Source organism: Halorussus halobius (assembly GCF_004765805.1).
Lineage (GTDB): Archaea > Halobacteriota > Halobacteria > Halobacteriales > Haladaptataceae > Halorussus > Halorussus halobius.
Genome location: NZ_SBIU01000004.1, coordinates 100,204 through 123,449, shown reverse-complemented (window position 1 = coordinate 123,449; position 23,246 = coordinate 100,204). Strand labels below are relative to the sequence as shown.

The following is a 23,246-nucleotide window of genomic DNA, read 5'->3' as shown; positions in this document are numbered from 1 at the left end:
GAACGGCCTTCCGTCAGGTCATTTCGGCGGCCGCTATCGAATAGTATAAGGTGCTTTTTCGTCTGGTCGTCTACCATGCGAATCCTCTCCGTCGTGGGTGCCCGACCGCAGTTCATCAAAGCGTTCTCGGTCTCGCGCGAACTCCGTCCGAAGCACGACGAGATTCTGGTCCACACCGGCCAGCACTACGACGAGGAGATGTCGGACGTGTTCTTCGATGAGCTGGGTATCCCAGAGCCGGACTACAACCTCGGTGTGGGGTCCGATTCACACGCTGAACAGACCGCGGCGATGATGACCGGGCTGGAGGAACTGGTCGACGAGCACGAACCAGACGTCGTTCTCTGTTACGGCGACACCAACTCGACGCTCGCGGCCGGCATCGTCGCGTCGAAGATGGACCCCGAGCTGGCCCACGTCGAGGCAGGGCTCCGGAGCTTCAACCGCGACATGCCCGAGGAGGTAAATCGCGTGCTGACCGACCACGCGTCGGACTACCTGTTCGTCCCGAGCGGGCGCGCGGCGGCGAATCTCCGCGAGGAGGGCGTCGAGGACCGAGTGTACAATACGGGCGACGTGATGTACGACTCCATCCTCTGGGCTCGCGAGCGCGCTGCGGACGCGTCCTCGATTCTAGACGACCTCTCACTTTCGGAAGGCGAGTACGCGCTGGCGACTGTCCACCGGCCGCGGAACACGGACGAACCGGAGCGCCTCGCGACGATTGTCGACGTGCTCGGCGAGGTCTCGCGCGAAGTCGTGCTTCCCGCCCATCCGCGGACCGTCTCCCGGCTGGAGGAACACGGGTTACGTGAGGACGCCGAGAGGGCTGTGACGCTTATCGACCCAGTCGGCTACCTCGACTTCGTCCGACTGCTCGACGGTGCGTGGCGTGTCGTCACCGACTCGGGCGGCGTCCAGAAGGAGGCGTTCTTCCTGGATACGCCCTGTGTGACGCTTCGCGAAGAGACCGAGTGGGACGAGACGGTCGAGAGTGGCTGGAACGTCCTCGTCGGTGCCGACCGGGACGCGATACGGTCGGCGCTGGATCGGGGGTTCGACCTCGACCGGGAGAAGCCCGAGCCCTACGGCGACGGGAACGCAGCGGAGAAGGTCCGTTTGGCGCTCGAAGGACGTTACGAGAGCGAGTCGTAGAGGTCGAGGAGGCGTTCTTTCTCGACTTCCCAGCTGAACTCCGAGCGGACGTACTCCGGACCGTTTTCGCCGAGTGCTTCGCGGCGTTGGTCGTCGATCAGCAGACTCTCGATAGCGTCGGCGTAGTTCTCGGTGGTTGGGTGTTGGACGACAATGCCACAGTCGTCGGGAAAGTACTGGTCAGTGGCGTCGATCTCGGTCACGACAACTGGGAGTTCTGCATACATGTATTCGAACAGTTTCGTCGGGATTCCCCCGCGATAGTGGTCGCGGTCGACGAGTGCGAGACCAACGTCTGCACGTGAGAGGTAGCCGAGAACGTCCTCGTACGCCACGTAGCCGAACAGACGGACGTGGTCGTCGAGATTATTCTCAGCGATGTAGGCTTTGACTTTTCGTTCCGTCTCGTCGGTCATGAACGGCCCGAGCAACCACAGTCCAACGTCGTATCCCTCGTCTCGGAGGCATTTGGTGACTCGGAGCATCCTGTGGACGCCTCGTACCTCCGAGAGCCCGCCGACGTAAGTGAGGACGTACTCGTGGTCGCGTTCGACCGACACGTCGGAGATTGTCATCTGCTCGATTGCTGGGAAGTTGTGGAGGGTAACTACCGGTGAGTGGCCTCTCTGTTTTAACGGTTCAGCTATCCACTCGGTTGCGGCGACTAATGCGTCGAAGCGCCGAGCGATTCGGGACTGTATCCAGGGGTACGTCTTCGATAGAACCGGTCGAATCGGCTTCGGAATCCACTCGCGGGTGGAGATGATGTTCCCGAAGTTCTCGTGTACGTCGTAGACGATGCGGGCGTCTGTTGTTCGCTTCAGCGCAAGACCGACTGGAAGGAGTTCTGGATCGTGGAAGTGATAGATGTCCCCGCTCGCGTTCTTTGCTTTCCGATAAGCTTTCGGTATACTTTGCCATCGCTCGATCCGGCTGTCGGCAGTTCCCAGTGACTGAATTTGGACGCCGTCGACGGTTTCGTCGGCGTCGTAGTGGACGATAAGCGAAACGTCGTAGCCTACCCGATCTAGTGATTTTGCTTCCTTGTGCAAAATTCGGGTGTCGAAAGGTCCATGGGCCGTAGTGAGATGAACAACGTTAGTCACTGGTGAAATCACGCTCGACTGCGACATTAAATATGTCGGATCGTTCTACCCAAACAATTTTCACACATTACTATGTGGTTTGAGTCTCCTCCGCTGTCCTCACAAGCGACAGAACTGTAGACGAATAAATAAACAGTTTTGCGTTTCCTGGAATATCAGAGGAGACGAATGCGTTAAGTAAGAAAAAGACGAATAATGATAGAATTACACCCGACTGGATTGGGTCTCTTCTACCGTACCTAGCAATAATTAACAGTATATATGTGATATAACATATAAACAGAGAAAGTCCTATCACTCCTGACTCTACTAGGAGCTCAAAAAATATATTGTGGGGGTACTGAAAGGGTTTTGAGTAGAGTGTTTGAAATGCGCCCGCACCATGTCCTAATAGAGGGCTTTGAGCGAACATGCCTATACTAGCTACTATCATATCTATCCTTACCATTACGCTACCTCCTGGTTCGTGAACTAACCTTGTTAATCGAATAATGGTTTTGCCTCCATCAAATAGCGCAAAAAGGAAAAAGATAACACATAAAATACTTCCCATTAGAATAATTCCGTTCTTTATCATTTCTTTCGCATTGTTGTTTTTTAGGAAACTCATCCAGATACCGTATATCGAAGTGGCTCCGATTACTGCGATCAGTGGACCTCTTCCACCGGTCTGCGTCATAAGGTATAGATTAATTAATGATGTAACCGTAATGATGGCTCGGAGAGACAGTCGTTTGTACTTCAGTGCAACGAAAATAGAAAGAATTATGCCGAGTCCAAGGATTCTATTTATATTAATATAGTGATTGGAAAACTCCTCAGATACTATTTCTCCAACTACGAGGTATTCGTGTAGTAAAAGTCCTGTGACGAGGAGAGATGAAGCAAGCGTAATTAGATAAAAAATTTTTGTTCTCTTCTCATTGCTTGAAACTACTATCGTACAGAACAGGAATAACACTAGGAGTCTTATTGAGACTAAGTACGACTTACGAATAGCATACGTTGACAATGGAGACCAAATTGCTGTTACTCCGTAGTAAACTACTAGTAACGAAAATAATCCCGCTAAAGACACCGCGACCTTTGGCAGATAGAGGCGAGGGTAAACATATAGCCCACTCGCTAAAATAAAAATTGGTAGTAACGTATAATTCGATAACAGGATGGGCGGAAGAGGTAAGAACCTACTGAACGTATATCTAAAAAAGTAAATAGAAAAAGTAGCTATTGTAAGAAGTATTCCAAATTTCTTTAATTTATCTACGTATTCTGAGAAATTTTCTTTCCTGGTGGGCAGGTCACCGCTTGCGTTCATTATTTGTCACCAAACCTTGTCGGCATATAGTCTCTTTCATATTTCGCTTCAGCATTGAGGATAGAACCGCTCTGGATTTAATAAATTGAGTTACACTGTGGCAGAACTATACTGAGTAGTTAGAAAACCGATGGTAGGACCATTATTGGCTTAATACGGTACTGATCCAAGAAGTCACTTCCAAGCATTTTATTTAAGAGACACAGGTACCAGTGATAGTAATGAGTGGGCGAATCCTGTTCCATACTCCAACAAAGCTCACGGGCAAAGCAGATAGCGGATCAAAAGTTCGGCCTGCGAAGATGTATCAATCTTTTCAAGAATTAGGGTATACTGTGGATCTTATATCCGGTCCAGCAGAGAATCGGCTTCGAGATTTTAAAACGGTCATGGAAAACGACAGAGAATATGTCTTTTGTTACTCAGAACCCAGCACATGGCCAACCAACCCCTTCGTAGATTATCGTATCTACTACTACCTATACAGAAACCGGATTCCGACGGGTATCTTTTACCGAGATATATATTGGAAATTCCCTGAATTGTTCGGTCCAACTGGTCTCAAGAAGTGGGAACTCCAACTTCGCTATCGAAGTGATCTCAAAGTATTCGACACCGTTGCAGATGTCTTGTATTGTCCCTCTACGTCATTTTCTGACTTCTTGGAGGTCTCTACTCAAGTTGAACCACTACCTCCGGCTGGAGTAGATAAAACTCACAATCAACCAGATAACGAAACACCTGATCGCGCTATCTACGTTGGCGGTGTCTCCAAGAGGTACGGAACCGATTTGCTTGCCAAGTCCTTTAAAAAAGTGAACGAGGAATCAGACTTCCAGCTTGAACTTGTCTGTAGAGAAGAGGAGTATTATTCGCTGCCATCAGCTGTTCGTGAGGATTTTGCGGAGGATTGGGTAACTGTTCATCACGTCTCTGGAGAAGAACTTGACGACTTGTATGAAGATGTAGACGTTGGGATTTCACCAATTCGACCGACAGAGTACAATAACGCAGCAATGGCTGTGAAGTTATTTGAATACCTATCTTATGGTCTCCCTATTGTAACTACCAACTGTGATGAGATGGCCTCGTTTGTAAGCGACAACAATTGCGGATTCATCTGTGACGATTCCGCAGAGGCGATGGCGAGTACTCTCCTCTACCTTCAGGCAGATACAGAACGCTTTGTAAAAGCGAAAGAAGAGTCAGTTACAACACTAAAACAAGGAAATTTGTGGATCGATAGAGCAAGATCAGTTGCATCATTTCTCCAGGATTAATTAGAACGAGAAAGCATATAACAACCTCAGAGGGAAGACTATATAAGCGTGCTGCCTCTTGTAGGGCTTAATGGTTATTAACCAAGTTACTGATTTTGCTCAGAACAAAATATTTAAGCCACGTACTATACTCTTCACAACTAGAGAAAAATATGAAAAAGTAGATTTAGATAAGGAAATTAATATTATAACTATATCGAGTAAAGGGGGGCTAAAAGAGGTAGATAACCGTCTCAGGAAGGGGCTTCGACAATTATCCTCCGTTGAAAATATCGAAAGTCGACTTGGCACGCAAGGTTGCTTCTTGTATCTTGCAACAGATGGGGATATATTGATCGGTTATTATTGGTCGATTATCCCTCAAGAGCCAGTATCTCATGATAGCTTCTTCATAAGTCCAGGGGAAGCGTTATTATTTAATGCTTATGTACGTCCACAATTTCGGAGGCAAGGAATCTATACCCAATTACTTGCAAAAGCTCATAATCATGTATTGATTAATTCTAACGCATATATGTCATATACTATTGTTGAGGATAGGAATAAACCCTCCTTACGCGCAAACAATGAATTTGGATTAGATAAATACGGTAAAAATTACCTCATTAAATTATGGGGAAGAAATGTGTTGTCTATCGTATCTTATCCTGATTTTATATCAATTCTCAAAGTATGGAGGGGAGAAAAGATAGGGCACGTTGAGGTGCATTGAACTAAGTTATGGAATGTTCCGAAGAGGGGTCTTGTTTGACCATTTGCTGCCGATATCTTGCAGCGAACCGATCCATATGTCTTGCTCACTTAGATAATTTAAGGTCTTTGAAAATAGCCTCCACCAGGGCTCTTTATGAATATATGAGGGATGCCAAAGCAAAGTTAGGACTCCTCCTACTTCTCTCACATTTTCAATCAGTCTCAACATGTAATCGTACGCTAACTCTTCGTTTAACCGAAGGCCCCTATTCGACCTCAACATTGCTCCATCTTGAATAATTAACGGGATTTCTAAAATCTGGAGTTTTTCATTATTTTCTAAGTCATATATATTCCATGGATAGGAGGTACCGAACCGGAACCCAATGTTATCGTTGAATCCCAATGTTGAGTCGTATTTAAATCCAGCTTTAGCGTGGACTCGAGGTGTCTTGGTGACATCGTAATGTAAATAGTGCTGACGGACACTGACGATTTTGTGACCTACAACGTCCTCCAACTGTCCCTTTTGGAACTTCAGTTCTTCTACGTCGTCGTACGTGTTCCACGTGGGATGTAGTCCGATCTCCCATCCTCTTGCATCGATCTCTCGTATCATTTCTGCTACGGTGTACTGCTCGCCATCAAAAATCACTGTATCCGAGAATCGATAGTCAGAATCTGTTTCATGAGGTTTGTTTGTTTGCTCCGGCATGAAGAAGAACGTCGATTTCGCGTCAACCTTCTCTTCTGCTTCTAACCATCGTTCGTAGCAATGAATCGGGTCCTGTCGCTTTCTAGTTTTCCGTATCGTTCTCATCCCTCCCTTTATCAGGTCTTTCATTGCCTGTCCAGTTGACCGTCGGTGTCTTATTTTCGATACCGTGTTACGTACTTCCTGCCGAGCGGAATACAGAGAAACCTCGTCGACATCGTGAGTCAAACACACGGCAAAGTCTGCGTCATTCGGCCAGTTCGGTTTCTCACCACCTGACGAGAGATGTTCTCTGTCGACTATCGGTTCGTAGAGCAACCCTTCACGGTTCAATACGTTGTATCCAAAATCGGGGACTCTACCGCCGACCTCGTTTTCCGAAGGTCGGTTTTCGGCTTCATACTGTCCGCGAACGAGTTTCTCGAGGTCGATATCGTGATCACAATTGCTTTCCGACATTAGGTTTCACCCAAATACTTCCGTTTTAGTTGACCACCGTTAGACCGCATGAACTTGTACACGGAGTAGAGCCCGGGGGCAGGATCCCTTATATCGAATTCTGCGGTCACTGTTTTGCTCGCCCTTATTGACTGACACCATTCTGCGAATGTCATATCCCACTCCGGATAGCCCGCACGCTCGTTCTTATACAAACAGTTAATCGAATCCTCGAGTAAACGTACCCATTTCACTTCCCCCGTAGAAACCGTGTTCTCTGTGTACGAAATGTCACCGATACCTTTCAAATCAGCGTAAGCAATCCATGGTAGGCTGACGCCACAGGACGGCGTGATTCCCACCCACGACCAGCTTCGCGGGTTTATTTCGATCAGCTTGAATTTCCCCGTAACCTCGTCCCGTTTGAACTCGAATTCGGCGATTCCCGTGTAGCCGAGATCTCTACAGAGTTCTTTTACCATCGTTTTGAGTGACGACGGTAGGTTCTCGGCTTGCCCAAGTTTACAGTCCCCTATATCCGGCGGAAACCCTCGGAGTTTGCGACCGGTAAACATTCCTAGCACCTCGGAGTTTTCATCAGCATAGATCCCTATAGTGTACATCCGATTAGACAATCCCCGAACGTACTCCTGGAAGATGAAATACTGGAGTACGTTTTCATTTTCGTCCTTGAACTCCTGCACCTCGTGACGGTCCTCCAGAATCTCTAACCGCATCTCGTCGAATTTTTGGGACAGTGTTTCCGTGCTTGGTTTGTCACTGGAAACTCGTCTATACTCCGGTTTCGCTGCTACTGGGAACGCGTCGTCCGGAATACGTTCTTCGGTGTCCCAAGAGCGGGGAACGGGGTACTCTCTTTTCGTTGCCCAGTCGTAGAACTGCTGTTTATGTATGAGTTTATTTACCACTGGCCAGTCCGCAACACACAGACGATAGTGTTTGGACAAATCTTCCTTGTGTTTTGAAACCGCCATAGCCCATTGATCGTTAGTGGGGAACAGAACTGGCTTATCTTCTTGGAACTCTCCGATTTCCAAGAGGTATTGTATAAAATCGTCTTCTGCCGTCATCGGATTTGGACACTTTTTGTAGTCTGCATATTTACTAAAAGTTCCCACGGCTCTTGAGGAGTCGAGCGCAAGAACATCTACGCCTTTATGCCCGAGTTCTTGGATGATTCCTAAACCGTTATAATGACAGTTGAAAATAAATGCGGTCATATTCTATAATATGCCTATATCGCAACCAATTCCATACGTAGTTTTCGGTACTAGTTGGGGTTGTAGAGTCAATGGATTACATCACGTGACATCTCTATAAATGGATTCAATCTGGTCAGCGTTCGCTTCCCAAGTGTAATCCTGTTTCACGACTTCTCGGGCACGCTTACCGACCGCTGCCATTTCGTCCGGATCGTCAACCAGATCTGCCAACAATTCGGCTAACTCTGTCTCACCTTCGTCTTCACCGATGAAATATCCGGTTTCACCATCCCTCACGAAATCTTCTGGGCCTTCACTAACACGAGCAACGACTGGAAGTTCGCACGCCATTGCTTCGATGAACGCTACGCCAAACGCTTCGTCTCGACTTGGTAGCACGAATGCGTCCGCGTTCCAAAGATACGCATAGACCCTCTGATGTGAATCTACATATCCGAGGAACGATACCTGGTCAGAAATATCGAGATCGGAGGCGAGTTGTTCAAGGTCATCGCGTTTGGGGCCGCTTCCAACGACGAGATAGTGAATATCGTCGCGGTCAAGAACACTGAGTGCCCTAATCACTGTCTCTTGTTGTTTTCGTTCAATCAAATTACCAACAGAGATGATTACGCGACTACTCTCTGTATTGGGAATAGTAACGTCAAGAGCTCGGGCCTCCTCAATCTCATCAAGTGGGACTCCATTTGGTACGACAACGGGATTATATTCAAAATAGGCCATACCTACATCGCGTAATGTAGTGCTGTTAACCGTTACCACCGAAGACGAATCAAGGACAGTTTGAATCTGCGGTTGACAGCCCGGGGAATCAACTGATTGATAGAAATCAGCACCGTGAATTGTAGTGATGAGGGGGATATCCCAGCGATCAGCTAATGCAGTCGCAGCGTATCCGTTCGGGAGCGCAACATGAGCATGGATGATATCCGGCGTGAACTCCTGCAAAATCTGGGTTTTAGAAAGTGTCCAACGAGCACTACAAGAGCTTATGGCAAGCGTTCGCAGACCAGGGGGTGACAAATAGCGTGGAGTAGTTACTTCGATTCCATTGATGGCATAGCTTTTCGGAATTGACCGGTACTTTGCCCATTTGTTTGGAAGCCAGGGGAGTGGCGGTGCCCATGGACATGGAGAAACAACGCGGACATTGTGGCCCCGATCAGCAAGTGCCCGTGCCTGATAGTGAACGAAAGGACCGGTAGATTTGTCCTCTGGAGAGGGATAGAGTTGCGAAATGACAAGGACGTTCATATTGACTGTAACTGTCTCCTAAAAGTTAATCTACTGGTTTCCAGTTTTCCGGTATACAGTACATCAACATTCACCATTCGACATCATGAGGCCTGTAACGAGTACATCTCTGAATACGTTTCACTATCAGATATAAGGGTACTGTGTGGTCCAGATTCGATTATTTCTCCGTCTTCCATAACATGAATCCGATCCGCATTCGTCACCGTCGACAACCGATGAGCAATAACCACCATGGCGTAGTTGCGTTCCATCGATTCGATCCCGTCGTGGACCTCTTTTTCCAGTCCCGTGTCAAGGTCGCTCGTAGCCTCGTCGAGTACGAGCAGATCCGAGTCCTTGAGTATCGCTCTCGCAATCGCTACGCGCTGGCGTTGTCCCCCCGATAATTTCACGCCCTGATCTCCGAGTTCCGTGTCGTACCCGTTAGGTAGGTTATTGAGGAACTCCGTCACTTGAGCGATTTCACAGGCGTCTTCGATCTCCGCTTGTGACGCATCTCGATTTCCGATGGTGATGTTCCGGCGTAGGGTGTCATTGAAGATGTGCGGGTCTTGGCGAACGACAGACACCCTCGATCGCCAGTCCTCGATGTCCAGACTGCCGAGTGGTGTACCGTCTGCATGGATTTCGCCATCGTCAGGGGTGTACATTCTGCTCAGGAGGGAGACGATGGTCGACTTTCCAGCACCTGATGGCCCGACGAATCCGACGAACTCATTGCGGTCGACGTCAAATGACACTCCTTCAAGGACGGTTTCCTCTTCTTCATCGTAACTAAACCACACGTCTGCAAAAGATACTTTATCAACTCTGTCCGGTACGGATCTCGAAGGTGAATTGGGTTCTCGATTCTGATGTAAATCTTGAACGAACTTCTGTGTTCGAATTAGATGTGGGAGCGAACCCTCTATACGATAGACCAGTTGATTAAGACTGCTCACTTTAGGACCGAGACGGAACATCGCAAACAGAAAAACTCCAAGTGCGCTAAGTGAAAGAGACAAAAACGTCAATGCAGCGTAGATTAGTACGAACACTGTTACCGCGGTTGTAAGTTGATAGAAGTTCGAAATCGCAGACTCGTTTCGACGTAACTGTATTTGGGTTCGTTCGAACTTCTCCACCGCGTCGGAGAATCCTGATCGGAGTTCGTTGGCAACACCGAACAGTTTCACGTCTCGTATACCCTGCGTTCCCGCTTGAGCGTTCTCTTGGATTCCTTCCTTTGCGTCCGCGACCTCATCACCCAGTGAGTATCCACCCTGAAACACATTCCTGAACACCAACGTCACGAATCCTAGAAACGCAGCTGTAGCCACCGTCAGGACTGGTGCAAAATATATCGCGATTACGAGGTACATGAGCGAGAGCAACGCCTGTTCGACTGTCTGTAAGGCGTATCGAATCACCCGTCCGGCGTATTCGGCCTGAGTCACGATAACGTTCAGAATGTCGTCGGACCCCTCTTTGTCGAAGTATCCGATTTTTGCGTCCAGTGCGTGATCGAACGACTCTTCCTGTAGATATCGCACGTACTGTGTCTCGATTGCGCCCCGGAGCCATCCAACGAGGAAACTTGCAGTAAATCGCACTGTCATGGTTCCGGCAACCCCCACTACGAGATATCCCATCGTGAAGGGAATCCCAAGAGTGTCGTACGCGAGCACAAAGAACGCGAGTAGTCCGTCGGCGTTCTCGGGTTGAGTACCGCTCTCTTGCGCGAGTTCGATGATTGGAAGGATAAAGCTCAGCCCGAATCCTTCCAACATCGCTGCCAAGACACTTAATACGACTATACCGGTCGCGTATCGTGGCCGAAACTTCGCAACTCGATATAGAGCATGTCCCTTCTCTCGCCACGAAAGATCTATGTCAATGTCGTCGTTCTCGGTCATAGTAGTAGACGAACCGCTTTCCGGTTGTTGTCCCCTTTCTCAAGTCGAGGTATAAATGCCCGTCGTTTATCAAACGCGTATAGCTGGTTGTATCCAGTCTGCAATGGAAGCTATTAGCGGTCATAATATATCCGCAGGGAGAAGTTACATACTGTGACTCTGCTACTTCAACAGAAATTTATAATATACTAGGTTTACTAATCTTGTGGCTTCAAAACCCGATTCAGAATCTTGTGGCTTCAAAACTCGATTCAGAAACCAGTACCTCATCATCCCATCTCGAAAAACGACTCAGAGTGAGTTCGAGATGTGGAATCAAACAGATTGGTCCTCAAAGTATACGATTCATTCTTCGCCCTCGTTAGAAGTAACATCAGCTACAGACAGTACGATTTCGGCAATACTACTCGGTTACGCCGTTGACCCCAAAACTCCGACGGAGTCCAATCAAGACGTTCTCGACAGACTCACAAAGAACTGCAGTTCTAAAGAGGAACTGTTCGAGTTCGTCCAGCAGCTTTCTGGCCGGTACGTTTTGGTTTATAAAAACGAAACGGAACAGATCGTTCTCCCTGATGCGTGTGCTCTTCGACCGGTCTTCTATGGAACGATAGATTCTACACCCGTCGTAACTTCGAATCTCCGACTGGCACTCGACTGGTTAGACGTAGCGCATTCGATGAGCCCCGAAGTCAGGGAGTTTTGTTCCAAGACGGAGACGATGATCGGCACCGCAACTAGGGACGAACGATTCAGTCGAGTTCTCGCAAATCATTATCTCGACCATAAAAAACTAGAGTCGAAACGTATTCCATATGGACTCCCTCTTCTAGGGGGAGACTCGCCGATTCAGCAAGCAAGTACACTTCTTCGCGGTACCTTGGAGGCGCTAAACAACAGGTACGATCTTACGATTTGGGTTTCCGGTGGACTGGATTCACGAATGCTAATCGCCGCGTCCAGACCGATCCGCGACGACGTGAGGTACGTCGTCTTCGATCGTCCGGAGGTGCCGGATTACGACACTACGATACCGAAACGTCTGGCGTCGGACCTCGGACTATCGGTTGACGTAATCGAAACAAACAATATCTCAACGGACTTTCGAGAAGCCCTAAACGAGGTTTTCCTTATGCCACGAACCAACTCGACTCTCAGAAACGTCCAGTATCATTTTAATCAAGGCACACAGGAAGATTCGGTTATCGCTACTGGAGTCGGCGCAGAGATATTCGAATCGTTTTACGGCCATCCTTTCGAGAACCAATCCACAAGACTTCTCCTTAGATTATCGTCCCTACCGAACACGACCTACAGTAGAAATCAGATTAAAGGATGGTTACGTGATAGCCAACCGTTTGCAAAGAACGCAGGGATCGACTTGCTCGACCTCTATTACTGGGAGCAGAAGATGAGCACGTGGGGGGCACGCGCTGCTCAGGAGATCGACCTCGCTGCCGAGTTCTGTCCACCATTCTCGAATAGAGCCTTGACGTTCTCCATGTTATCAATTCCCAAATCAAAGCGAAGCCCACCGCAGTACGAAGCTTGTCGCTTGCTCATCGAGGAACTCTGGCCCGAATGCCTTAGCGAGCCTATCAACCCGGCCGAGAGCCTCCGCGATAGTTTAGAACGAAAACTCAAACAGAAATCCCGGACCAGTATTCCATTCTTCCTATTGAAAGAAGGATTGAAAGAGGCTCAGGACCGCGTTTCATAGGTGTACTTCTCACTCCTTATATAGTCTCCCCAACACGATACGAAACACAACTGTTTAGCCTTCTATCGCCTACAGCCGAACCAAGTAGACGGAGTCACGCACCTATGAATCTGATCGACGACAAGGGCCACCTCTTCGGCACCATCAATATCATCGACGCGCTCGTCGTCCTACTCGTCCTCGCGGTCGTCGCAGCGGGCGCGGCGTTCGTCCTCCAGTCCAGCGACAGCGGCGACACTCCCACCGAAGCAACCCCCGAAAACGCGACTCGCTACGCCACGCTCGACCTCGGAACGCACCCGGGCTACGTCGCCGACCGGGTCACGGAGAACGACACGACCCCGAACGCCGACCTCGCGATAACCGACGTCTACCGGACGCCCACGGACGACGGCGTCCGCGTCTGGACCCAAGTACGACTCGACGGGCAACTCGTCGAGCGCGAGAACGCCTCCGAGTTCACCTTCGCCGACGCGCCGGTCACCCCCGGCCGAGCACTCCCAATCGCCACGTCCGAGTACGCAGTCAACGGGACCGTCCACGAAGTCTCCGACGAAAACGCCTCGCTCGCCCGCGATACCGCCGAGGTCGCCGTTCGCACCGCAATGACCGCCGAGAAAGCCAGCGCCATCCGGGCGAACGACACCTATACTGTCGCCGGCGAGACCGTCGCCACCGTCGAGTCCGTCGAGTTCTACCCCAGCCAGAACCAGAACCGCACACTGGTCAGCCAGAACCAGAACCGCACACTGGTCAGCCAGAACCAGAACCGCAAACTGGTCACCCTCGGACTGACCCTCGACACGCTCCGGACGACCGGCCACGAGCAGTTCCTCGGCCGGTCGCTCCGAATCGGCGACTCGGTCCCGTTCCGGACCGACGACTACGCCATCGAGACCGAAGTGGTCCATCGCGGCAGCCACGACCTTCCCGGCGAATCGACGACCGTGACCGCGACGGTCGAACTCGCCAACGCCACGCCCGCAGTCGCCGACGCCATCGAGTCCGGGATGACCGAGCGAGGGAGCGACGGCGTCCGCGCTCGCGTCACCGACAAGCACGTCGAGAACGCCACGGTCGTCCTCAAAAGCGAGAGCGGGACCATCCACGAGCGCGAACACCCGCGCAAGCAGAACGTGACGCTCACCGTCGAACTCGACGCCCGGCGGACCGACGCAGGCCTGCACTTCCACGGTCGCCAGCTTCGGATGGGTGACGACCTCGTGCTCGACCTCGACTCGCTTACCGTCCGGGGCCAGGTCGTCGACCTCCAGCAGACACGGCCATAATACCGACATGCCAGAACGCGACTCCACGCCCACCGACACCTCGGTCGTCGTCGCGGTCGCCCGCGACCTGCGGGACCTGAGCCGCTGGCTCGAATCCTCGTCGGTCGCTCGACTCTACCGACGAGCGAGCACCGGAGCCGCCACCGCAGCCACAAACTCGACGCTCGCGTATCTGCTGGGACTGCTCGTCACCTGGACCCGCGAGTCGTTCCTGTACCGCTGGCTCACGAAGGAACCCGACCCGGAGGTGGTCGTCATCGACCTCCGCGAGACGTATACGGTCGGACCGTTCATTGCGATTCTGGACCGCGTCGTCCCGAGCATCCAACGCTGGTGGTCGAACGCCGACACCCGTAACGCGTTCGACAGAACCGTCTCGACCCTTCGGAATGGGCCGATTCGAGCCCTCGGCGTCGTCGTCACCGCCGCCGTCCTGACCGACCTGCTTGCCGTCGCGGTCACGGGGTCGCTCTCGCCGACCGGACTCCTCGCTCGCGCGGTGGCGCTGGCCTGCGCGCTCGCCGCCACGCGCGTCCGGGCGTCGTGGGACGCGCTCGCTCGCGCAAGAACTGTCCAATTACTCGCGTCCGCGCTCGAACCGCCGGAGCCACCCAGGGACGCTTCCAGGGAGTCGCCGGACGATGACGGTCGAAGGTAGGACTCGAACTCGGAACGCAGTCCACGACCCCGTAGATTAACTCCGATGTGGTGATAGTTCACTCGCAGAGGCAATCCTGCGTCCGAGTCAATTCGACGATTTCCTCGTGGAGTGTCGTTGCGAGCCGGTGAATCTGTTCGGCCCGGTACTCTCCTGCAACTCCCGTTCGATAGTACGATTCTGATCGGTTTTCGATCCAGAGTGCTTCGAGTCGGTCAGCGACGTCCCGTCCAAGTCCCGCCCGGACGCCCAGACCGTACACCTCCGTCGTGTCGTTGACCGGGCACGCCGTATCCCTTCTCCTCCACGCAGATCCGATCAGAAAGTCATAGCTCTACGCCGGTTCCGTTCGGAACCGGGTGATTGGAACGTCGTCGACGGCGTCGTAGTCGTCGTCGGCACCGGCGAGGAGCACGCCGTCGACGTGGGCCGCCGTTGCGAGCGCGAACGCGTCGCCCAGTGCTGGCGAATACTCGAACTTGAAGTCGGCCGCGCGCGTCCACGTTTCGTCGGTGTCGACCTGTCGGATACCGGTTTCTTCGAGTATGTCGACGATAGCGTCCGCGCGCTCCTCGCCGTCGATGGCCCGAACGACGTAGTGGACCTCCGCGAGGTTAATCGCCGAAATGAACCCGGTGGTTGCCCCTTCGACGGCATCGAGATACGTCTCGACGGTGTCGCTTCCCGGCTCGTCACAGAAGTAGGCAATGAGCGGTTCGGCGTCGAAGACGACCGCCTCGGGATGGTCAGCTTCCGTCGCCATTCTCGTCACCAGCGTATCGTCGTCGCAACGTCTCCTCGCTGCTCTGGTCACCGTCGCGTTCCGCTCGAAGACGTTCGACCGCCGAGCGTCCCTGCTCGTCAGTTTCGCCAGCTAAGATCCCGCGTAAATCCGTGACCGACTGAATCGGGCGCACCACGATCTCCCCGTCGTCGGTGCGAGCGAACTTGACGCGTCCGGGTGTCTCGATTCCCAACTCTTCCCGGAACTCCTTCGGAATAGTCGCCTGCCCGCGAGAGGACACGGACACCACCTTTTCAGACTCCGATTTACTCATACTATCTCTAGTCATTACTCCGATCTATTCATACAAAAGGCCGTCGGTGGGATGAACTGATCAAACGGCGGACCTCGCGTCCGAGGTGACCGGTCGCGAGAGTGAACTTGCTCCCGCCGAAACCCCTCGACTACTCCACCGTCACGCTCTTGGCCAGGTTCCGGGGCTTGTCGATACTCCGTCCCAGCCGGTTCGCCACGTGATACGCCACCAGTTGCAACTGGACGTTCGCCAGCACCGGAGCCACCCGGGGATGGGTCTCGGGCACCCGCAGCACCTCGTCGGCGTACCGGCCCACGTCCGAGACGCCGTCGGTCACCGCCACCACGGGAGCGTCCCGGGCCTCGACCTCCTTGACGTTCCCGACGGTCTTGGTCGCCTGCTCGTCGTCGCCCGTCGCCAGCGCGAACACCGGGGTCTCGTCGGTCACGAGCGCGAGCGGGCCGTGCTTCAACTCGCCCGCCGGGAACCCCTCGGCGTGCTTGTACGTAATCTCCTTCAGCTTGAGCGCCCCCTCCAGCGCCACCGGATGATGATAGCCCCGACCGATGAAGAAGTAGCCCGCGCCGTCGACGAACCGGTCGGCCACCTGCTCGGCGCGCGAGTCGTCCAGGAGCTCCTGGACCTGTCCCGGCAGGTCCCGGAGCGCCCCGACCACCTCGCGGGCGTCCTCGCCCCTGGCCACCGTCGACGCGAGCAGATTGCACGCCACCACCTGCGAGGAGAACGTCTTGGTCGCGGCCACGCCGATCTCCGGGCCGGCCCGGATCAACAGCGTTCGGTCGCACTCCCGGGTGGCGGTCGAGCCCACGACGTTGGTCATCGCCAGCGTCTCGACGTCCCGGCGGTGGGCCTCCCGGAGCGCCGAGAGGGTGTCGGCGGTCTCGCCGCTCTGGGTCACGCCGACCACGAGCGCGTCGTCGTCGACCGGCGCGGGCGCGGTGGCGTACTCGCTGGCGAGGAACGCCTGTGCTGGGACGCCCTCCTCGCGGAGGAGCTGCGCGCCGTACAGCGCGGCGTGGTAGCTGGTGCCACAGGCCACGAACTGGACCGACGACGGCGACAGCCCGGCCAGCGATTCGACGTCGACCGACCCGGTCATCTCGTCGACCCGGCCCCGGAGCGCCTTCCGGAGCGCGCGCGGTTGCTCGTGAATCTCCTTGAGCATGTAGTGGTCGTAGCCGCTCTTGGCGGTCTCCTCGGCGTCCCACTCGACCCGCGATATCGACTTGTCGAGCAGCCGGCCCTCGGCGTCGGTGACGGTCCACGAGCCGGATTCCAGCCGGGCGAACTCGCCGTCCTCCAGGTACACCACGCGGTCGGTGTACTCGAGGAACGCGGGCACGTCGCTGGCCAGATACGCGGCGTCGTCGCCGACGCCGACCACCAGCGGCGAGTCGTGGCGCGTCGCGAGTATCGCCTCGGAGTCGGCCGTCACGGCGGCCAGCGCGTAGCTGCCCTCCAGCCGGGCGACCGCCGCGCGGAACGCGTCCTCGAAGCTCGCGCCCTCGGCCAGTCGTTCCTCGACGAGGTGGGGGACGACCTCCGAGTCGGTGTCGCTGGTGAACTCGTGGCCGCGTTCTCGCAGTTCGGTCTTCAGTTCCTCGTAGTTCTCGATGATGCCGTTGTGGACGACAGCGACGTCGCCGGTGCAGTCGGTGTGGGGGTGGGCGTTGGCGTCGGTCGGCGGCCCGTGCGTGCTCCACCGCGTGTGCCCGATGCCGACCGGTCCCCGCAGGCCGCCGACCGCCTGCTGGAGGCGCGCTATCTCGCCCTGCTTCTTGCAGACGTCGAGCGAGCCGTTGGCGAGCGCGACGCCAGCCGAGTCGTACCCCCGGTACTCCAGGCCCTCCAGTCCCGAGAGGAGCACGTCGAGGGTGTCCTCGCTCCGGCCCGCGCAGCCGATGATGCCACACATCAGCGGACGACCTCCGCGTGCTCCCGGACGTTCTCCGAGACGGTCACGCCCGCGTGGAGGGTCGCGCTCGGCCCGACCAGCACGCCGGGCGCGAAGCTCACGTCGCCCGCCGCCGAGACGCGGTCGGCCAGTACGGCGCCGAGCCGCTGGTCCTCGTACACGCGGTCGTCGACCCGGACGTCGCCCGGTCCGCCCGGGACGGTCGCCCCCGCCCCGAGCGAGACCCCCTGTCCGGTCACGCAGTCGACCAGCGTGGCGCTCGGGCCGACCCGGGCGTCGGTGTCGAGCACCGACTCGGTCACCACCGCGTTCGCGCCCACGGTGACGTTGCGCCCGAGCGCGGCGTACGGTCCCACGACCGCGCCCGGCCGGACCTCGGTGTCGGGCCCGACCACGGCCGGCCCCTGCAGGGTCGCGTCCTCGTGGACGGTCGCGCTGTCGGCGACCCACACCGACGCCTCGCGCTCGGGTTCGGTCACCCGGCCGTTGAGCAGCAGTTCCCGCGAGACGTCGAGCAGGTCCCACGGGTAGGTGGCGTCGACCCACAGCCCCTCGGTGGTGACGCCGCGAACGGCGGTCCGTGTGGCCGACTCCTCGCCGTCCGCGCTCGCGTCGATGAGCCGGACCAGCGTGTCGGTCAGCGCGAGCTCGCCCCGCACGCGCGGGGTCTCCTCGATTGCGTCGAAGATGGTCTGGTCGAAGGCGTACACGCCGGCGTTGAGCAGGCGGTAGTCGTCGGTGTCGGGCTTCTCGACCAGTTCGACCACGCGGTCGCCCTCGGTCACGACGCCGCCGTAGTGGGAGACGTCGGCCTGCTCGGTGACCGCCAGCGTGGCGCTGGCGTCGTCGTCCTCGAACGCCGCCAGCACGTCGGCGACCATCCGGCGCTCGACCACCTGGTCGCCGTTGACCACGAGGAAGCCGTCCTCGTCGGCGACCGCGTCGCGGGCCTGGAGCAGGGCGTGGCCGCTCCCGAGTTGCTTGTCCTGGTGGACGTAGTCGACCGGTACGTTCCGGTAGGTCGGCCCGAAGTGGTTCTGCACGCGGTCGCGCTTGTAGCCGACGACCACGTGGAGGCGGTCGATGCCGGCCGCGATGAGCGCGTCGAAGACGTGTTCGAGAATCGGGCGGTCGGCGGCGGGGAGCATCGGTTTGGGTCTGTTGCGCGTCAGCGGTCGTAGCCGGGTGCCTTCCCCGGCCGCCAGCACGACGGCGGCGCGTACGGTCATGCGTACAGCAACGGTCACCGGAGGTATCAACGTTCGGCTTGCTCCATCCGACGCGGTGTCGAGCTCGGACCGTCCGCCGGCGATTTTACGATAGTTCAGTAGATATTTACCAATGCGATAGAGACACGGAATATGGGCGTCACAGAGTTCGTCCTCGACCCCTGGTCGTTTCTCGAACATCGGGACGAATCCCGCGTCTCGGTACTGGTACTTCTGCTGGTCGCCGTCGTTCCGGGCGTCGTCTCGGACCTCTACAGCACGTGGTGGTCGCTCAAGGAGGTCCCGGTAGCCGCTGGCGTGGCCACGTACGGCCTCACGGCCATCGTCTCGCTCGTCGTGCCCCTGGCCATCTGGGCCGGGATGGCGATCGCGATCCGTGTCGTCTCCCTGGCCGTGACGATGGACGGGCAGTTCACCAAACTCCTCAAACTCTCGGCGTACGGGATGATTCCGTACGCCATCAGCGGCGTCGTCGGGCTGGTCGCGACCGCCCTCGTCCTCAACGACCTCCAGTCGCCCCAGACGGTCGAAGCGCTCCAGCAAGCCGGCACCCGGATTCAGAACGACCCCCGGGTCAGGACCGCGAATCTGGTCCACCTGGAGTTCCTGCTCTGGAGCGGACTCCTCTGGAGTGCGGCGACCGCGGTCTCGCTCGACGTGACGAAACGGAAGGCGGCACTCCTCGTCGCCGGGCCACTCGCCGCCCTCCTCGGGGTTCAGGCGTTCCTCGTACTGTAGTCACTCGACGGTCGGCGTCGGACTCGCCCGCGCTGGCTCCGAGACTGTTGCCCGACACATACCTGTTCATACAAGTATTCTACTCCCAAGTATACTACTGTGGTAACATAATATTTTAGTACTACCACCGTAATGAGTAAACTGCATGGACGCCGTAAAAGCAGCGGCCGAGATCGATCACAGCAAGAGCGTAGCGTACGACGAGAGCCTGCAGGCGGACTTCGACCCCGGCCTCATCGACGTGGCCAACACCATGTTGTACATGGACGGGGTCGTCTCCCCCGAGATGGTCGACGAGTACGACCTCGTCCCCGAAGACGAGCGTGACGAGGTCATGGGAGACCTGCAGGGCTCGCTGCTGACCCAGGAGCACCTGCCGTTCCTGAGCGAGTCCGAACTCGAGACGTTGCGCGAACAGTCCGACGAATACACGCTCTCCGAGGAACAGGCCGAGACGATGTTCGAGATCGTCTCGTGGTACCAGAACGAGGAGATGCAGTACAACGCCGGTCGGGAGATGGCCGACGAGATGCCCCACGTCGCCTGTACGGCCGTGGCGGTGTGCGCTGCGGCCGCCGCCGTTGGCGTCGCGGTCGTCGCGGGTGCCGCCGTCGCGGCGGTTACCAAGGTCTCGGTCGAGGACGTGACGTAATCCCGACCGCGCGTAGCGAAACCGCCATTCCATCATTATCGTAACCATGAAACCACAGACAGTTTCGGTATTCCTCGATTACAAGTGCAACTTCTCGTGTGGGCACTGTAGCGTCGGGAGCAGCCCGGAAGCGAAGTTCAAGATGGACGACTCGTACCTCGACCAGGTCTTCGAACAGGTCCAGTCGATGCCGTCCGTCGAGGTCATCGTGTTCACCGGTGGCGAGGTCACGCTCCACTGGGAGACGCTGCTCGAAGGCATCGCGCGTGCGAAAGAACTGGGCTACATGACGCGAATCGTCACGAACAGCTGGTGGGCCCACGACATCGAGCGCGCCCGCGACGGCCTCGAAGAGCTGCTCGACGCCGGCCTCGACGAGATCAGCACGAGCTACGACGACTTCCACACCGACTTCACCGACCCCGAGCCGATACTCAACCTGATCGAGGCCGGGATGGAGACCGACCGGCTCAAGAACCTCTCGGTCGCGACCGTCATCGGCCACGAGGACCCCGAGTACGACAAGGCCCGGATGGAAGAACTGCTGTCCGAGCGGTTCGACTGTCCGCCCGAGGAGTTCGACGACCGGCTCGTCCTGATCGAGGACAAGGCCTCGCCGCTGGGTCACGGCGCGCAACTGGACGTGAGCGACCTGGAGCCCGCCGACACGCTGCTGGCGGGTTGCAAAGACGTGATAAACACCGTCTCGGTCCATCCCGACGGGAGCGTGAAGGCGTGTTGTGGCCACGCGCAGTGGTACGTCCCGGACCTGACGCTCGGCTCGCTCGACGAGGAGACGCTCCCCGAAATCGTCGACCGGTCGGGCCAGAACCTCGTCTACTGGCTCATCCACAAGCTCGGGCCCAAGCAGTTGCTCGAGGAGCTCGGCGTCGACAACCACCACAGCGGCATCTGTCACGCGTGTCACGACCTCCTCGGGAACCACCGGGAGGAGTTCCTCGAGTACATCCGCGAGGAGACCGACGACGTCCGCACCATGCTCATCCAGAACGGCAGCTTCAAGACGGACGCACAGGCCATCGTCGAGAAGCGCGAAGAGATCATGGACGCCCTCGAGGACACCGACGACGTCGGTCCCGGTGCTTTACCGAAAATTGTAAGTTGATATCTTCGGAGAGACGAACGCATGAAGACATCGAAGACGAGCATTGATTTTTCGAGTGTCACGGCCGGTTACGGCGACATCGACGTGCTCTCGGACGTCGACCTCGACCTGGAAACCGGCTTTACGGTTCTTCTCGGTCCCAACGGGTGTGGGAAGACGACCCTGTTCCGGGTGGGAGCCGGGATTCTGGAACCCGACCGCGGCGAGGTGTCCATCGGCGGGCGGAACCCCCATCGGGACCCGTCGGTCAAGCGGTCGGTGAGCTACCTGCCCCACCGTCCGGTTCTGCAGTCGTCGATGACGGTTCGACAGAACCTCCAGTTCTGGGGGCGAGTACACGACCTCGACTCGGCGCAGGTCGGCGAGCGCATCGAGACGCTGGCCGAGCGCTTCGAGTTCACCGACCTGCTCGATCGCAACGGCAACAAGCTCAGTCGGGGGCAGGGCCAGCGCGTGTCCATCGGCCAGGCACTGCTTTCGGACCCGTCCGTACTCTTCCTCGACGAGGCGACCACCGGTCTGGACCCGATGATCGCGGGCGACATCCGGTCGTACCTGCGCACGCTGGGGGACGAGCGGACCGTGGTGTACTCCACGCACAATCTGACCGAGGCGGACGAACTCGCCGACCGTCTCGTCATCATGCAGGACGGACGAATCGGGCTGGACAGTTCGATGGAGGAGGTCCGCAACCGCCACCTCTCGACCTCTCGAATCGGCGTCAAGACGAGCAGCGACCCGCAAGACGTCCTCGAAGAACTGGGCTACGACGCACAACGGGACGGCCAGTACTGGGTCGTCGACAAACGCCCCGACCAGGACACGGGCGAGCTGGCGATGGAACTCACGCAGCGCGGACTCAACGTCAAGGAAGTGCGCATGATGGACAACACCGTCGAATCCGTCTACGAGGAGGTCGAGCTCCGCTCATGAGCGATACGCGCCCGGTCGTCAGGTTGCTGGAGGCGCTGCTCTGGCAGCGGTTCCGAGCGCGCGGGTGGAAGATGTTTCTAGTCCCGGTCGGGTTCGGCGTGTTCTTCGTTGGGATAACCATCCTCACATCCCAGTCGCCCGAGACCCTCACTCCCTCGACGCGGGCGGCCGTCGAGCGACAGATCGAACTGTACTTCACGAACGTCGAGAACGTCACCGGGGACATCTTCGGTCTGGCGCTGTTCTTGCTCCAGGGGCCGTACCTCCTCGGCGTCTTCGGTGGCATCCTCGGCGTCCGCGTCGGGCAACGCGTCGCGTCCGCGCTGGTCGACAGCGGACAGTTCGAACTGCTGCTCAGCGCCCCGTACGGCCCGAAGGACGTCTTCCTGGCGCTTTTGGGGACCACGATGTTGCTGACGGGGCTGCACGTCGTCGTCTTCGCCGCTATCAGCATCGGCGGGCCGCTCGCGTATCTGCTGGCCAACGACATCCTGCTCACGAGCAACGTCAACGACCTCGCTCTAGTCGGCTTTCTGCTTCCGATTCCGCTCGCGCTGTGGGCCAACGTCGTCGTCATCCTCAACTCGATGGGCATCGGCGGTGACCGGCTCCAGGGCGCGGAGGACGTGATCACGCTGCTCGGTATCATCCCCGGGGTGATACTGATACTCACGATTAACATCTGGCCGGGAGTGAACGTCCTCTATCTCTCCGGCGGAGCGTTGGGCATCGCCATCCTGGCGGTCATTTCGTGCCTGTACTGGGTGACGAACAACTTCACGGTCGAACGCATCCTGCCCGAATGACGAGCGTGCGACCGTCCG

General features: G+C 56.3%; 21 protein-coding genes. 11 read left to right on the top strand and 10 right to left on the bottom strand.

What is annotated here, in order from left to right; all coding sequences use genetic code 11:
- Positions 1-75 precede the first annotated feature (75 nt).
- Positions 76-1,155 (top strand): non-hydrolyzing UDP-N-acetylglucosamine 2-epimerase, encoded by a 1,080-nt coding sequence (wecB, locus tag EPL03_RS12530; RefSeq protein ID WP_135829681.1) that lies wholly within the window; start codon positions 76-78, stop codon positions 1,153-1,155.
- Here wecB and EPL03_RS12525 read toward each other — a convergent pair.
- Both EPL03_RS12525 and EPL03_RS12520 read right to left on the bottom strand, forming a co-directional pair.
- Positions 1,137-2,288 carry a glycosyltransferase family 4 protein gene (locus EPL03_RS12525; RefSeq protein ID WP_135829680.1) on the bottom strand — a complete coding sequence of 384 codons (1,152 nt, stop codon included), beginning with the start codon at positions 2,286-2,288 and terminating at the stop codon, positions 1,137-1,139. The two genes, wecB and EPL03_RS12525, sit on opposite strands and share 19 nt — an antisense overlap.
- Before the next feature lie 43 nt (positions 2,289-2,331).
- On the bottom strand, positions 2,332-3,579 hold the full coding sequence (locus EPL03_RS12520) for an O-antigen ligase family protein (RefSeq protein ID WP_135829679.1): 1,248 nt from the start codon (positions 3,577-3,579) through the stop codon (positions 2,332-2,334).
- A gap of 221 nt (positions 3,580-3,800) precedes the next feature.
- Between EPL03_RS12520 and EPL03_RS12515 the strand changes: the two genes are divergently transcribed.
- Together EPL03_RS12515 and EPL03_RS12510 are read left to right on the top strand one after the other, a co-directional pair.
- Entirely contained in the window at positions 3,801-4,859 is a 1,059-nt protein-coding gene (locus EPL03_RS12515; protein WP_135829678.1) for a glycosyltransferase, read from the top strand.
- Between the two features lie 70 nt (positions 4,860-4,929).
- Positions 4,930-5,571, top strand: a complete 642-nt coding sequence (locus EPL03_RS12510) for a GNAT family N-acetyltransferase (RefSeq protein ID WP_135829677.1) — start codon at positions 4,930-4,932, stop codon at positions 5,569-5,571.
- A gap of 6 nt (positions 5,572-5,577) precedes the next feature.
- On the opposite strand, the gene EPL03_RS12505 is transcribed toward EPL03_RS12510, so the two are convergent.
- The 4 genes from EPL03_RS12505 to EPL03_RS12490 all read right to left on the bottom strand — a co-directional run bounded on the left by EPL03_RS12505 (position 5,578) and on the right by EPL03_RS12490 (position 11,101).
- Positions 5,578-6,726, bottom strand: coding sequence for a polysaccharide deacetylase family protein (locus tag EPL03_RS12505; protein ID WP_135829676.1), 1,149 nt, complete (start codon positions 6,724-6,726; stop codon positions 5,578-5,580).
- A complete protein-coding gene (locus EPL03_RS12500) occupies positions 6,726-7,796 on the bottom strand; it encodes a carboxylate--amine ligase (RefSeq protein ID WP_135829675.1) in 1,071 nt (356 codons plus the stop codon). The genes EPL03_RS12505 and EPL03_RS12500 overlap by 1 nt, the downstream gene beginning before the upstream one ends.
- Before the next feature lie 231 nt (positions 7,797-8,027).
- Positions 8,028-9,203 (bottom strand): glycosyltransferase, encoded by a 1,176-nt coding sequence (locus EPL03_RS12495; RefSeq protein ID WP_135829674.1) that lies wholly within the window; start codon positions 9,201-9,203, stop codon positions 8,028-8,030.
- Positions 9,204-9,286: 83 nt separating this feature from the next.
- Positions 9,287-11,101 carry an ABC transporter ATP-binding protein gene (locus EPL03_RS12490; protein WP_135829673.1) on the bottom strand — a complete coding sequence of 605 codons (1,815 nt, stop codon included), beginning with the start codon at positions 11,099-11,101 and terminating at the stop codon, positions 9,287-9,289.
- A gap of 205 nt (positions 11,102-11,306) precedes the next feature.
- On the opposite strand from EPL03_RS12490, the gene EPL03_RS12485 reads away from it, so the two are divergent.
- From EPL03_RS12485 to EPL03_RS12475, 3 genes are all read left to right on the top strand, one after another.
- Positions 11,307-12,821 (top strand): hypothetical protein, encoded by a 1,515-nt coding sequence (locus EPL03_RS12485; protein WP_135829672.1) that lies wholly within the window; start codon positions 11,307-11,309, stop codon positions 12,819-12,821.
- Between the two features lie 104 nt (positions 12,822-12,925).
- Positions 12,926-14,110 (top strand): DUF4330 family protein, encoded by a 1,185-nt coding sequence (locus EPL03_RS12480; protein ID WP_135829671.1) that lies wholly within the window; start codon positions 12,926-12,928, stop codon positions 14,108-14,110.
- A gap of 7 nt (positions 14,111-14,117) precedes the next feature.
- Positions 14,118-14,768, top strand: a complete 651-nt coding sequence (locus tag EPL03_RS12475) for a hypothetical protein (RefSeq protein ID WP_135829670.1) — start codon at positions 14,118-14,120, stop codon at positions 14,766-14,768.
- Positions 14,769-15,102: 334 nt separating this feature from the next.
- On the opposite strand, the gene EPL03_RS12465 is transcribed toward EPL03_RS12475, so the two are convergent.
- From EPL03_RS12465 to EPL03_RS12450, 4 genes are all read right to left on the bottom strand, one after another.
- A complete protein-coding gene (locus EPL03_RS12465; RefSeq protein WP_135829669.1) occupies positions 15,103-15,531 on the bottom strand; it encodes a PIN domain-containing protein in 429 nt (142 codons plus the stop codon).
- Positions 15,515-15,826: an AbrB/MazE/SpoVT family DNA-binding domain-containing protein gene (locus EPL03_RS12460; RefSeq protein WP_135829668.1), complete on the bottom strand. Its 312-nt coding sequence runs from the start codon at positions 15,824-15,826 to the stop codon at positions 15,515-15,517. The genes EPL03_RS12465 and EPL03_RS12460 overlap by 17 nt, the downstream gene beginning before the upstream one ends.
- A gap of 130 nt (positions 15,827-15,956) precedes the next feature.
- On the bottom strand, positions 15,957-17,744 hold the full coding sequence (gene glmS, locus EPL03_RS12455; protein ID WP_135829667.1) for a glutamine--fructose-6-phosphate transaminase (isomerizing): 1,788 nt from the start codon (positions 17,742-17,744) through the stop codon (positions 15,957-15,959).
- A complete protein-coding gene (locus EPL03_RS12450) occupies positions 17,744-18,973 on the bottom strand; it encodes a sugar phosphate nucleotidyltransferase (protein WP_135829666.1) in 1,230 nt (409 codons plus the stop codon). The genes glmS and EPL03_RS12450 overlap by 1 nt, the downstream gene beginning before the upstream one ends.
- Before the next feature lie 132 nt (positions 18,974-19,105).
- On the opposite strand from EPL03_RS12450, the gene EPL03_RS12445 reads away from it, so the two are divergent.
- The 5 genes from EPL03_RS12445 to EPL03_RS12425 all read left to right on the top strand — a co-directional run bounded on the left by EPL03_RS12445 (position 19,106) and on the right by EPL03_RS12425 (position 23,228).
- The gene (locus EPL03_RS12445) at positions 19,106-19,711 is read left to right on the top strand and encodes a YIP1 family protein (RefSeq protein ID WP_135829665.1); all 606 of its coding nucleotides are present in this window, start codon (positions 19,106-19,108) and stop codon (positions 19,709-19,711) included.
- Between the two features lie 145 nt (positions 19,712-19,856).
- Positions 19,857-20,363 (top strand): hypothetical protein, encoded by a 507-nt coding sequence (locus EPL03_RS12440; protein ID WP_135829664.1) that lies wholly within the window; start codon positions 19,857-19,859, stop codon positions 20,361-20,363.
- Between the two features lie 46 nt (positions 20,364-20,409).
- Positions 20,410-21,489: a radical SAM protein gene (locus EPL03_RS12435; RefSeq protein ID WP_135829663.1), complete on the top strand. Its 1,080-nt coding sequence runs from the start codon at positions 20,410-20,412 to the stop codon at positions 21,487-21,489.
- 21 nt (positions 21,490-21,510) lie between these two features.
- Entirely contained in the window at positions 21,511-22,422 is a 912-nt protein-coding gene (locus EPL03_RS12430; protein ID WP_135829662.1) for an ABC transporter ATP-binding protein, read from the top strand.
- On the top strand, positions 22,419-23,228 hold the full coding sequence (locus EPL03_RS12425) for a hypothetical protein (RefSeq protein WP_135829661.1): 810 nt from the start codon (positions 22,419-22,421) through the stop codon (positions 23,226-23,228). The genes EPL03_RS12430 and EPL03_RS12425 overlap by 4 nt, the downstream gene beginning before the upstream one ends.
- Positions 23,229-23,246: the final 18 nt, after the last annotated feature.